The 13,514-nt window shown below is 41.0% G+C and carries 6 protein-coding genes, 3 tRNA genes and 3 rRNA genes; all 12 read right to left on the bottom strand.

The genetic code is table 11. The annotated features are described in order from the left end of the window. Positions 1–112: 112 nt before the first annotated feature. The 12 genes from gadC to MNY66_RS02885 all read right to left on the bottom strand — a co-directional run bounded on the left by gadC (position 113) and on the right by MNY66_RS02885 (position 13,240). Positions 113–1,660 (bottom strand): glutamate/gamma-aminobutyrate antiporter, encoded by a 1,548-nt coding sequence (gene gadC / locus MNY66_RS02940; protein WP_047257203.1) that lies wholly within the window; start codon positions 1,658–1,660, stop codon positions 113–115. Between the two features lie 234 nt (positions 1,661–1,894). Next, positions 1,895–3,295, bottom strand: a complete 1,401-nt coding sequence (gad, locus tag MNY66_RS02935) for a glutamate decarboxylase (RefSeq protein ID WP_047257202.1) — start codon at positions 3,293–3,295, stop codon at positions 1,895–1,897. A 464-nt stretch (positions 3,296–3,759) separates the two neighbouring features. Next, positions 3,760–4,947 (bottom strand): aminotransferase class I/II-fold pyridoxal phosphate-dependent enzyme, encoded by a 1,188-nt coding sequence (locus MNY66_RS02930; RefSeq protein WP_241501399.1) that lies wholly within the window; start codon positions 4,945–4,947, stop codon positions 3,760–3,762. Between the two features lie 25 nt (positions 4,948–4,972). Beyond that, complete coding sequence (locus tag MNY66_RS02925; RefSeq protein ID WP_156171072.1) at positions 4,973–5,359, bottom strand: helical membrane plugin domain-containing protein; 387 nt, start codon at positions 5,357–5,359, stop codon at positions 4,973–4,975. Positions 5,360–5,371: 12 nt separating this feature from the next. Continuing rightward, positions 5,372–6,565: an NAD(P)/FAD-dependent oxidoreductase gene (locus MNY66_RS02920; protein WP_241501398.1), complete on the bottom strand. Its 1,194-nt coding sequence runs from the start codon at positions 6,563–6,565 to the stop codon at positions 5,372–5,374. Between the two features lie 139 nt (positions 6,566–6,704). Further along, a complete protein-coding gene (locus tag MNY66_RS02915) occupies positions 6,705–7,502 on the bottom strand; it encodes an endonuclease/exonuclease/phosphatase family protein (protein ID WP_241501397.1) in 798 nt (265 codons plus the stop codon). Between the two features lie 202 nt (positions 7,503–7,704). After that, positions 7,705–7,781: transfer RNA gene (locus tag MNY66_RS02910), tRNA-Asp, on the bottom strand. 56 nt (positions 7,782–7,837) lie between these two features. Then, positions 7,838–7,953 (bottom strand): 5S ribosomal RNA (gene rrf, locus MNY66_RS02905). A 174-nt stretch (positions 7,954–8,127) separates the two neighbouring features. Continuing rightward, a 23S ribosomal RNA gene (locus MNY66_RS02900) occupies positions 8,128–11,035 on the bottom strand. Positions 11,036–11,346: 311 nt separating this feature from the next. After that, a tRNA-Ala gene (locus MNY66_RS02895) sits at positions 11,347–11,422 on the bottom strand. Between the two features lie 127 nt (positions 11,423–11,549). Continuing rightward, positions 11,550–11,626: transfer RNA gene (locus MNY66_RS02890), tRNA-Ile, on the bottom strand. 71 nt (positions 11,627–11,697) lie between these two features. Next, a 16S ribosomal RNA gene (locus MNY66_RS02885) occupies positions 11,698–13,240 on the bottom strand. Together the 16S, 23S and 5S rRNA genes with 3 tRNA genes alongside form the textbook arrangement of a ribosomal RNA operon. Between the last annotated feature and the right edge of the window lie 274 nt (positions 13,241–13,514).

Raw genomic sequence — 13,514 nt, 5'->3', positions numbered from 1 at the left:
CCAGTAAAAAAATCAATATCGACCGATATTATTATATTGAGTTAACAAAAAAGCCATTCAACTGATTTCAGTGAATGGCTTTTTTATCATCAGGATCTAGCTTAATTTAACGCTATTTCTTTTCGCCTGTAGACTTATCATTAACGATAAAATGATGCATTGAACGTGCACGAGGATGAATAAAAAAATGTCCTTTCGGCGCGTTATGTGACTGAATGGGTACCAAAGTCACATTGGTTGTTTTACCTTTTTTATTGTGTAGCCCGTAAATAATAAAAGGGATGGCTAATACAATAAGAAAACTGATTACCAAAGAGATCACATAGGTTTCGTTACCTTCGCTTCCAGGTAATGAACTTGGTGGAAAGAAAGAAACCACAAACGCTAATACCGATACAATAAATCCAATTGACGCTATTAAAATCTTAACCCCATTACCGCCAGGTACATTAAAAGCGCGGTTTTTCTCTGGCTGTTTACGCACTAAATGAATATATCCGAGAAATAACATGAAATAACTGCATAAATAGATCACCACAGTCAAAGACAAGGCAATCAAGAAAGACATGTTATTCCCACCGCCAGTATTTGTTAGGATAATCAGAGCAACAGTAGTAATAATCAATTGAGAAATAACCAGCGCAACAGGTACACCATTTTTATTCACTTTAGCTAAACGTTGCGGCAAAATACCTTTTTGCGCGGTAACATACATTCCGCGAGAAGGCCCCACAATCCAAGAAGCGATTTCAGCTAATACGCCCAGCAACAATAATGCCGCGATAATTCGCACAGCCCATTCAAACCCTGCGCCATAATGAGCGATTAATACCTCAAAGGTTTGAACAACCCCAGCAGAGAGATTAATTTCAGCATGAGGGATCACCGATGCAACTGACAACCCCCCAATAGAACTCAAACATATCGCGGCAATCATTAACATCAACATGGCCAACGGATAATCACGACCAGGATTTTTCATCTCATTAACGTGAGTAGCTGATGCTTCAACCCCCATATAGCTCAGAATAAATGCAACAAATACCACTAAAGTGCCTATCTGAGTAAAATCAGGGAAAAAAGTTGAGGCGTTCATTTCAATGGCAAGTGGAGCACCACTAGAAAGATAATTAATCGCTAATATAACTAAAATAATAGCGGGTAATAAAATACCTGCAAAGAAGCCAATCTTAGCAATTCGAGCCGTATATTTGGTGCCACTAAATTGAGTAATAGCCAAAACCCATAAAATAACTAAACCCGCAATAGTTTTAGTTATTGGGTCTTGATTTAATGCTGGCCAATTTAAAATATAAGACAATGCGCCGAGGACAAAATAAAGCATTGGAATAAAACCAATGGCTATCTGTAAATATCCAAATGAGATAGCGGCAAAACCCCATTTTTCGCCCAGTGTATTTGAAACCCAAGTAAAAACACCGCCTTCTTCCCAACCTTCCACGGTAGCCATTTCAGCCGCACATAAACCGACTGGAATAAACCATAATAATCCGCCTAGAAATAAGAAAAAAACTAAGCTAAAACCTGAAGTTGCAAAAGTTGGATATTCATAAACTGCCATAACCATCGACGCGGTTATTGCAAAAAATCCTAATAAAGATAATTGTTTTGGAACGGAGCTACTTTTTATATTAGCCATAACCATTCTCCTGAAAAACTCAACGATACACATCTACCGCCATTCAGTTAGAACAGAGAATAATAATTATCCTCTGTTCTACAAATGAAAATAATATGATCTTAAAATAGCGATAATAATTTAAGTAGTGAACATAAATAATTAAATATAATTATTCCGATAATAAGGGAACTTCACCAATTTATAGCCAAGCTCCCTTTAATTTATATCACTAAAAAATTACCAATATCACTATTATCCGTGATTGAAGCCACCGGCTTCTTCGGCAGATAATGGATTACTGACCGGATGTTTTTCAAAATAAGCCAGTGAACGTTTAATATCTTCAATTAGCAGGCTGCCTAAGTCATAGCTCACTCCATGACGAACAAGAATACGCTGAATGACTAAATCTTCGCGATGAGCAGGCATTGAATACGCAGGAACCTGCCATCCACGGCTACGCAATTTATCGGCTAAGTCATACAAGGTATAACCCCCAATAGCAGCATCTTGTTTTAATTTCCACGCTAATGCAGGGATACCTTTTTGGCTATCACCATCAAAAATAATCTCGAAAGGCCCTAATTTTTCAATTTCAGCGGCAAGATATTGTGCTGTCGCATAACAAGCATTATGGATCTTCGCATAACCTTCACGGCCTAAACGTAAAAAGTTATAATATTGAGCAATGATTTGTCCACCGGGACGAGAGAAGTTTAATGCAAACGTTGGCATATTACCGCCAAGATAATTGACATTAAATATTAATTCTTCTGGTAAATCAGAGGCTTCCCGCCATACAACCCAACCTGCACCAAGAGGTGCCAACCCAAATTTATGCCCTGAAGCATTAATTGATTTTACTCGAGGTAAACGGAAATCCCATTCAATATCCGGCGCACAGAATGGTGCCAAAAATCCGCCACTAGCCCCATCAACATGGATAGGAATATCTAGACCGGTTTCTTTCTGTAACTTATCTAAGGCATCATGAACTGCTTTTACAGGCTCATATTGGCAAGTGAAAGTAACCCCCATTGTTGGGACTACACCGATAGTATTTTCATCCACACGCTTAAGGACTTCTTCTGGGCTCATGATCAGCCGATCCCCTTCAAGCGGAATTTCTCTCAATTCCACATCAAAATAACGTGCAAACTTATGCCAGCAAATTTGTACCGGTCCGCAGATTAAATTTGGCTTATCTGTTGATTTCCCTGCTGCTGCTTGTTTTTTTCTCCATTGCCATTTTAATGCTAGCCCACCCAGCATCGCTGCTTCAGATGATCCTATAGTTGAACAGCCTAAGGTTGTATCTGGAGTTGGTGAATTCCATAAATCCGCTAGCATTTTAACGCAGCGAGATTCTATTTCTGCGGTTTGTGGATATTCGTCTTTATCAATCATATTCTTATCAATTGATAGATCCATTAACTCACGGATTTCATCATCGACCCACGTTTGGCAGAATGTGGCTAAATTTTGGCGCGAGTTACCATCCAACATAAGTTCATCACGAACGGCACTAAACACATTGCGAGGATCTTTTTCTTTAAGTGGGAATTTTGATTTTGGCAATGAAGATGATAAATCAACTGATGCATAAACATCATCTAACCCATCATAAGCGGGAGCAACTGATTTTTTATTCATGTTAAACCTCTTGTAATATGCCAAATTGAAACAAGCTTAATCGATTATTCGCTTAGATATTAATTAAAGTAGTCTTTATAAGATTACTTTTACTCTATGAATAAATAAATTCAAGAATATACCTAGAAAAAAAATAAATCACATTGATAATTAATAACCTCATAAAAAAGCATACTAACAATAATATTAGGACGATTAATTAAATACACAAGGGGAAATTCAAATTTAATTAAATTAATTTAAAAAAATCGCAATTAGATTAATCAAATTAATTTAATTCATTGAGTTCAGTTAATACTACGTTTCTTAATGCGATTTATTTTAAATAATAAATTTTATTTCAGTTAAAAATGAGTTAAAATTGAATAACACAAAAATAAAAAATCAGTAAAAAACAAATTAAAATAAGAACATCCTATTAATACATTTTTTATTAGCCACTCCATCACTATGAAAAATACAATTTAAAAATTAAATGCCTGCTCCAAATCAGCGATCAAATCATCAGCTGATTCTAAGCCTATCGATAAACGAATTAATCCATCACTTATCCCATGATGTAATCTTTCTTCTGGAGTATATGTTGAATGGGTCATACTTGCCGGATGCTGGGCTAATGATTCACAATCTCCTAAACTCACCGCACGCGAGAATAACTGTAATCGATTCAATAATTGTTTTCCACCTTCTAATCCACCAACAATTTCAAATGCAATCATACCGCCAGAAAGTTCCATTTGCCGAGAAGCTAATTCATATTGAGGAAATGAGACTAAGCCCGGATATAATAACTGCGTTACTTTTGGCTGTTGATTTAAATAATCAGCCACCTTCTGAGCATTAAAAACAATTCTATCCATACGAATTGGCAGGGTTTTCATTCCTCTTAATATTAAGAATGCATCATTTGGAGATAAACATGCACCTGTCATATCCTTTAATCCACTGAAACGTATTTTTTCAGCTAGCTCATTTGATGTAGCCACTGCACCAGCTATAACATCACCATGACCACTCATATACTTAGTTAAAGAATGAATAACAATATCTGCACCAAAATTAATTGGCTTCTGAATATAAGGTGTACAATAAGTATTATCGACCACGACTAAGGTATTATATTGTTTTGCTATCTGACTTATAGCTTGAATATCGACTAACTTCATATTGGGATTAGCTGGCGATTCACAGAATATCATTTTGGTATTATGGTTAATTGCTAATGAAAATAATTCAATATTATTAAAATCTACATGTCGTATTTTTACACCAAATCGCTCTAATCCATGATGAAAGAAAGAATAAGTACAACCATAAGTTGTCATATCAACTAACAGCTCATCTCCTGGATTTAATAAAGACCAACATACGGATGTTATTGCTCCCATGCCAGATGAAAATACAATACCAGCCTCAGCATTCTCTAAATTAGCTACTCGGCTTTCTAGCAAAGATAATGTAGGATTGTTTATTCGAGTATAAACATACCCCTGCTCTTTGCCATTAAAACATTCGCCAGCTTTTTCAACTGTCGAAAAGGTAAATGTTGATGATTGATATAATGGTGGAATCAATGACCCAAGGTGACTATCTGGTGAATAATTGTGATGAATAATTCGAGTATTAAAAGAAAGACTATTGCTTTTTGACATAATAACTCCAAGTTAATATAATTTATCATTCAGAAATTGCTTGTGCTCTCTGTGCCATTATTTGTAGTGTTCTTAATATAATAGAAATACCTTTTAAGGTATCAGGATCTTTTAATAAAGAAAAAACTGTTCTTAGATTATATTTTTTGTCTATATGTGAAAATTCCATTTTAGACATATTAAAGGCACTAATTACTTCCCATACAGGAACCAATATATCCTCAAAACTATTTGACATTTTTTCTATAGTACTATTATCAATAATATCCACGAGATCAGATAATAGAGATAAAATATCTACTATATTATCTAATCTATTTAATTTTAATAATGGTGTTATTTTTTCTAAAAAATGAGAAATACCTTCTGATAATTGAGTATCAATATTTTGATCGACTATCTTATCTATCATTATATTAGCCTTTTACATTAGACCGCGAACTGTTGCCCAATATAATCCACGATTAAAACCATTACGGAACATCCCGCCCAGTTTTGTTGCAGGTGTTGGTATAACATCATGCTTATAATCATACTGTAATGGCATTCCTGCATTAAGTCCCATTTGGGCAATAGCCTGTACTCTGCCATCATAAATTGCACTTGGATAACCATAAACTATTTGGCCATAAATATTATCAGCAACTACGCCAGCCTGATTATGGCAGCTTCCTCCAGCTTTACTAATCGGTAGATCGACCGTATCACCAAGAACATAAACATTATCAAGCCCATAAACCTGCAATGTTTCATGATCTGTTGGAAGCCAGCCTTCACCATTCTTATATTCACTTAAATTTGTATTAATAACAGCTTCTACAGCCGTTATCGGAGGAGTGCTAATTAATATATCGAAGGATTGCTGTTTTCCTTCTGAGGAAAAAGCAATCTTTTTATCCGGATCAACTTTATCTAAAGTAAAACCTCGCTGAAATTGTATATTTTTTAATTTAAATATTTCAGGAATAACCTCACATACAGGTTGTTGCATAAACAAGCAATTACGTAATAATTGTGAGGTTGTAGGATAAGTATAAATTATTTCAATTTTATCTCTAACTCTGCGCTTACGTAAAAATTCATCAAGCATTAAAGTAGTTTCTATAGGAGCAATACCACATTGGTGTGGTACATTTGGGGTTTTAGGAAAAGATACCGTAATAAAGATTCGTCCTTTTTCTATCTTAGATATTTTATCTGCTAGTTTTCTTGCTGCTTGATAAGAATAAAAATGATCTCCCGTATCCTGAAGACCCTCAATTTTATCAGGACGAGGAACACATCCTGTAGCAAAAACCAGATAATCATAATTATAAATTTTATTAGATTCAGATAATATTTTTTTATTTTTAAAATCGAAAGAACAAGCCTTATCAATAACTAAATTTATTTCTGGTCTTAATAAAGAACATTGTGGACGAGACAATTCATCTTTGAAAAACAAATTAAATGCAACATACATAAATGCGGGTTTATAATAATGCGTGGGATTATCAGTAATTAATGTTATTAATATTTTCTTCTTGGATATTTTACTATTTAGTTTTCTAGCTAAAATATTAGCTAGTATTGTCCCGCCGGTACCACCGCCAATAATTACAATATGTAAAGGTTCCATATAGCCTCATTAAATAGCAATGTATATAAGTATTGATAACTATAGAATGAAATAGTGAAACTGCAAATTATTTTATTATTATTTTAAATATCGTAAAGGTATTATTTTTATAAAAATAATACCTTTAAATTAATATATATTAATTAATTTTAGGTAATCTAAATTTAATCTCTATTGGATTATGATCCGAAGCATTTGTTTTTATTATATTAGATTTTTCAACCTGTAAACCACGATAAAAAACATAATCAAGTGGCCTACCAAAAGCTAAAGTTCTCTGATCATCTAAGTAAGTTACTTCTTTTAACCCTACACTTCGAATAAATCGTTTTAGTGCATTAATTCGTTGGCGACTCCATGCATTAAAATCTCCACCTAAAATAACTGGTCCTCGATGTTTTTCTATATGAACACCGAGCTTATTTAATTGCCGAGTATAAACATCAACACCAAAACTAAAATTAACAGCGTGAACATTAACCACCATTAAATGCTGTCCATTAGGCAGTGGATAAACCGTAATCAATGCAGATTTAGCTAATCTCAATAATGGCTCTTTTTCACGAAGAGGACAACAATAAATAGGATGTGAAGTTGCTAACGTCATAACACCCGCAGGATGGGGCGAAAAAGGTAACGCTGGAACTTGATCGGCAATTAACTGAGCTCGTGCAGTGAAAGAAATTAACTCAGGAGACATTTGTGCTTCCTGTAACAAAATTAATTTTTTTTCTGCCACTAGTTCATGAAGAACTTTCTGCCAGTTAGGCCGCTGCTGTTTATAGATATTCCAAATAAGTACATTCAGATATTCGCCTCCAGCAAATAATGGCAAACCAACAGGCAGTGACTCACCCAACATATGTTCAGACATAGGTTGGATCCGTTGTACAGGCTCCCCTGCCACATATCTCATTGAGTAAGTTTTCTTAGCCATTATTTTTTTCCTATATATTGCTCTATGAGCATGGCTATATCCTAACAAAATTTGAGTGCGAATAATTGATAAAAAACATAAATAAGAAAGAGGTCTATTTACTATCCATATTAGATATTTTTATAACTAGATAATATAATCATTTAAAATAATATTTATAACAAAAAAGCCCCAAGAGAATATTCTCTTGGGGCTTAATAAGTGGCGGAACGGACGGGACTCGAACCCGCGACCCCCTGCGTGACAGGCAGGTATTCTAACCAACTGAACTACCGCTCCACAAATGCTTACCTTTCGGCTGCTTATCGCATCACTGCAATAAGTCTTTAATTAAAGTCTGGCAGTTCCCTACTCTCACATGGGGAGACCCCACACTACCATCGGCGCTACGGCGTTTCACTTCTGAGTTCGGCATGGGGTCAGGTGGGACCACCGCGCTATCGCCGCCAGACATATTCTGTCTGTCAACATGATGTCACCTTTCGGCATTCATCACATTAACGTTAATCTTGAACAAGCTGTCGTTTTAAACAATATTCTTTTCTGATTTATCTCATTATTTCGTTATTCACTAAAATAAATCACTAAATCATTCAGTGTCTCTCTAAAACACCTTCGGTGTTGTAAGGTTAAGCCTCTCGGTTCATTAGTACTGGTTAGCTCAACGGCTCGCACCGCTTACACACCCAGCCTATCAACGTCTTAGTCTTAAACGTTCCTTCAGGACTCTCAAGGAGTCAGGGAAGACTCATCTCAAGGCAAGTTTCCCGCTTAGATGCTTTCAGCGGTTATCTCTTCCGCACTTAGCTACCGGGCAATGCCATTGGCATGACAACCCGAACACCAGTGGTGCGTCCACTCCGGTCCTCTCGTACTAGGAGCAGCCCCTTTCAATCTTCCAACGCCCACGGCAGATAGGGACCGAACTGTCTCACGACGTTCTAAACCCAGCTCGCGTACCACTTTAAACGGCGAACAGCCGTACCCTTGGGACCTACTTCAGCCCCAGGATGTGATGAGCCGACATCGAGGTGCCAAACACCGCCGTCGATATGAACTCTTGGGCGGTATCAGCCTGTTATCCCCGGAGTACCTTTTATCCGTTGAGCGATGGCCCTTCCATTCAGAACCACCGGATCACTATGACCTACTTTCGTACCTGCTCGAGCCGTCACTCTCGCAGTCAAGCTAGCTTATGCCATTGCACTAACCTCACGATGTCCGACCGTGATTAGCTAACCTTCGTGCTCCTCCGTTACTCTTTGGGAGGAGACCGCCCCAGTCAAACTACCCACCAGACACTGTCCGCAACCCAGATAATGGGTCTACGTTAGAACATCAAACATTAAAGGGTGGTATTTCAAGGTTGGCTCCATGCAGACTGGCGTCCACACTTCAAAGCCTCCCACCTATCCTACACATCAAGGCTCAATGTTCAGTGTCAAGCTATAGTAAAGGTTCACGGGGTCTTTCCGTCTTGCCGCGGGTACACTGCATCTTCACAGCGAGTTCAATTTCACTGAGTCTCGGGTGGAGACAGCCTGGCCATCATTACGCCATTCGTGCAGGTCGGAACTTACCCGACAAGGAATTTCGCTACCTTAGGACCGTTATAGTTACGGCCGCCGTTTACTGGGGCTTCGATCAAGAGCTTCGCTTACGCTAACCCCATCAATTAACCTTCCAGCACCGGGCAGGCGTCACACCGTATACGTCCACTTTCGTGTTTGCACAGTGCTGTGTTTTTAATAAACAGTTGCAGCCAGCTGGTATCTGCGACTGGCTTCAGCTCCGTGAGTAAATCACTTCACCTAGCGCCAGCGTGCCTTCTCCCGAAGTTACGGCACCATTTTGCCTAGTTCCTTCACCCGAGTTCTCTCAAGCGCCTTAGTATTCTCTACCTGACCACCTGTGTCGGTTTGGGGTACGATTAATGATAATCTAGAGCTTAGAGGCTTTTCCTGGAAGCATGGCATCAGTTACTTCATCACCGTAGTGACTCGTCATCAGACCTCAGTGTATAGTGAACCGGATTTGCCTAATTCACCCACCTACATCCTTAAACCGGGACAACCGTCGCCCAGCTAACTTAGCCTTCTCCGTCCCCCCATCGCAATTATCACCAGTACGGGAATATTAACCCGTTGCCCATCGACTACGCTTTTCAGCCTCGCCTTAGGGGTCGACTCACCCTGCCCCGATTAACGTTGGACAGGAACCCTTGGTCTTCCGGCGTGCGGGTTTTTCACCCGCATTATCGTTACTTATGTCAGCATTCGCACTTCTGATACCTCCAGCATGCCTCACAGCACACCTTCGCAGGCTTACAGAACGCTCCCCTACCCAACAATATTTAAATATCGCTGCCGCAGCTTCGGTGCATAGTTTAGCCCCGTTACATCTTCCGCGCAGACCGACTCGACCAGTGAGCTATTACGCTTTCTTTAAATGATGGCTGCTTCTAAGCCAACATCCTGGCTGTCTGAGCCTTTCCACTTCGTTTCCCACTTAACTATGACTTTGGGACCTTAGCTGGCGGTCTGGGTTGTTTCCCTCTTCACGACGAACGTTAGCACCCGCCGTGTGTCTCCCGTGATAACATTCTTCGGTATTCGTAGTTTGCATCGAGTTGGTAAGTCGGGATGACCCCCTAGTCGAAACAGTGCTCTACCCCCGAAGATGAATTCACGAGGCGCTACCTAAATAGCTTTCGGGGAGAACCAGCTATCTCCCGGTTTGATTGGCCTTTCACCCCCAGCCACAAGTCATCCGCTAATTTTTCAACATTAGTCGGTTCGGTCCTCCAGTTAGTGTTACCCAACCTTCAACCTGCCCATGGCTAGATCACCGGGTTTCGGGTCTATACCCTGCAACTCATTCGCCCAGTTAAGACTCGGTTTCCCTACGGCTCCCCTATTCGGTTAACCTTGCTACAGAATATAAGTCGCTGACCCATTATACAAAAGGTACGCAGTCACCCTGATAAATCAAGGCTCCCACTGCTTGTACGTACACGGTTTCAGGTTCTATTTCACTCCCCTCGCCGGGGTTCTTTTCGCCTTTCCCTCACGGTACTGGTTCACTATCGGTCAGTCAGGAGTATTTAGCCTTGGAGGATGGTCCCCCCATATTCAGACAGGATAACACGTGTCCCGCCCTACTCGTCGAACTCACAACACTAACATTTTCAGATACGGGGCTATCACCCTTTACTGCCAGACTTTCCAGACTGTTCTCTTAATGCTAGCGTTGATGTTGGTTCTGGGCTGCTCCCCGTTCGCTCGCCGCTACTAGGGGAATCTCGGTTGATTTCTTTTCCTCGAGGTACTGAGATGTTTCAGTTCCCTCGGTTCGCTTCATTTAGCTATGTATTCACTAAATGATGATGCACCAAAGTGCACCGGGTTTCCCCATTCGGACATCGTCGGCTAATAACGCTTCATATCAGCTCACCGACGCTTTTCGCAGATTAGCACGTCCTTCATCGCCTCTGACTGCCTAGGCATCCACCGTGTACGCTTATTCGCTTAACCTCACAACCCGAAGGTGTTTCTGAATACGAGTGACTGTGCATCATGATTTCTTTGTTAGTCCGTGCGCGCAATGCTCACGTACCTTAAGTACGCTGCGCTTGCTGTGCGCGGGCTGCCTTGAACTCATTTCGCTCGTCAACTCGACATTGCAGAGAACATCTACAAATTGGAGTATTTTGAGAGACTCTGGTATTCTTTCGACAAAGAATACCGTTGTTTTCAATTTTCAGCTTGTTCCAGATTATTAAAGAGCATAATTGTTAAGCCGACTCAATAAGTCAGCTTAATCATTATTTAACGAGCAATTGTTATGGTGGAGCTAAGCGGGATCGAACCGCTGACCTCCTGCGTGCAAGGCAGGCGCTCTCCCAGCTGAGCTATAGCCCCATAACAAGTATAACAGTATCTAATAACGGTTATTAATCGTTATAAAAAGCTAAATCGAACTCTGTCAGCGAATCCTCATTGTGTTTACAATGTAAACCAACGAACTCAACACCGCATTATTCGATTTTGGTAGGCCTGAGTGGACTTGAACCACCGACCTCACCCTTATCAGGGGTGCGCTCTAACCACCTGAGCTACAAGCCTATTGATACCATTTGCTCTACTTTCTATCAGACAATCTGTGTGAGCACTTCACATTCAACTTCGAATTTAGGTAAGGAGGTGATCCAACCGCAGGTTCCCCTACGGTTACCTTGTTACGACTTCACCCCAGTCATGAATCACAAAGTGGTAAGCGCCCCCCCGAAGGTTAAGCTACCTACTTCTTTTGCAACCCACTCCCATGGTGTGACGGGCGGTGTGTACAAGGCCCGGGAACGTATTCACCGTAGCATTCTGATCTACGATTACTAGCGATTCCGACTTCATGGAGTCGAGTTGCAGACTCCAATCCGGACTACGACGCACTTTATGAGTTCCGCTGGCTCTCGCGAGTTCGCTTCTCTTTGTATGCGCCATTGTAGCACGTGTGTAGCCCTACTCGTAAGGGCCATGATGACTTGACGTCATCCCCACCTTCCTCCGGTTTATCACCGGCAGTCTCCCTTGAGTTCCCACCATTACGTGCTGGCAACAAAGGATAAGGGTTGCGCTCGTTGCGGGACTTAACCCAACATTTCACAACACGAGCTGACGACAGCCATGCAGCACCTGTCTCAGAGTTCCCGAAGGCACTAAAGCATCTCTGCTAAATTCTCTGGATGTCAAGAGTAGGTAAGGTTCTTCGCGTTGCATCGAATTAAACCACATGCTCCACCGCTTGTGCGGGCCCCCGTCAATTCATTTGAGTTTTAACCTTGCGGCCGTACTCCCCAGGCGGTCGATTTAACGCGTTAGCTCCGGAAGCCACTCCTCAAGGGAACAACCTCCAAATCGACATCGTTTACAGCGTGGACTACCAGGGTATCTAATCCTGTTTGCTCCCCACGCTTTCGCACCTGAGCGTCAGTCTTTGTCCAGGGGGCCGCCTTCGCCACCGGTATTCCTCCACATCTCTACGCATTTCACCGCTACACATGGAATTCTACCCCCCTCTACAAGACTCTAGCTGACCAGTTTTAGATGCCATTCCCAGGTTAAGCCCGGGGATTTCACATCTAACTTAATCAACCGCCTGCGTGCGCTTTACGCCCAGTAATTCCGATTAACGCTTGCACCCCCCGTATTACCGCGGCTGCTGGCACGGAGTTAGCCGGTGCTTCTTCTGTCGGTAACGTCAATCGCTGATAGTATTAATATCAACGCCTTCCTCCCGACTGAAAGTACTTTACAACCCTAAGGCCTTCTTCATACACGCGGCATGGCTGCATCAGGCTTGCGCCCATTGTGCAATATTCCCCACTGCTGCCTCCCGTAGGAGTCTGGGCCGTGTCTCAGTCCCAGTGTGGCTGATCATCCTCTCAGACCAGCTAGAGATCGTCGCCTAGGTGAGCCATTACCTCACCTACTAGCTAATCCCATATGGGTTCATCCGACAGCGCAAGGCCCGAAGGTCCCCTGCTTTGCTCCTTAGAGATTATGCGGTATTAGCTACCGTTTCCAGTAGTTATCCCCCTCTGTCAGGCAGATCCCCATACATTACTCACCCGTCCGCCGCTCGTCAGCAAAGAAGCAAGCTTCTTCCTGTTACCGCTCGACTTGCATGTGTTAGGCCTGCCGCCAGCGTTCAATCTGAGCCATGATCAAACTCTTCAATTAAAGTTTGATGCTCAAAGAATTAAACTGACTTCATTTATTCATATATGAATTAACGTGTTAGTCACTCTTTAAGACTTAAAATCAAAAATATTTTTATTTCGATAGTGTCTTGTGAGTGCCCACACAGATTGTCTGATAAATTGTTAAAGAGCGTTGCAACAAGGCTTAAGGTAACTCGTTAAGGTTCTTGTTGCGAGGTGGCGTATATTACTCTTTTCATTCAGGAAGTCAAGCATTTATTTTCAACTTTCTTTCCGAACTACTTCGACCATCA

It is taken from the genome of Moellerella wisconsensis (assembly GCF_022592395.1).
Classification (GTDB): domain Bacteria; phylum Pseudomonadota; class Gammaproteobacteria; order Enterobacterales; family Enterobacteriaceae; genus Moellerella; species Moellerella wisconsensis.
Note: the sequence above shows the minus strand (reverse complement) of the source record. Positions and strands in the feature narration are given on the sequence as shown.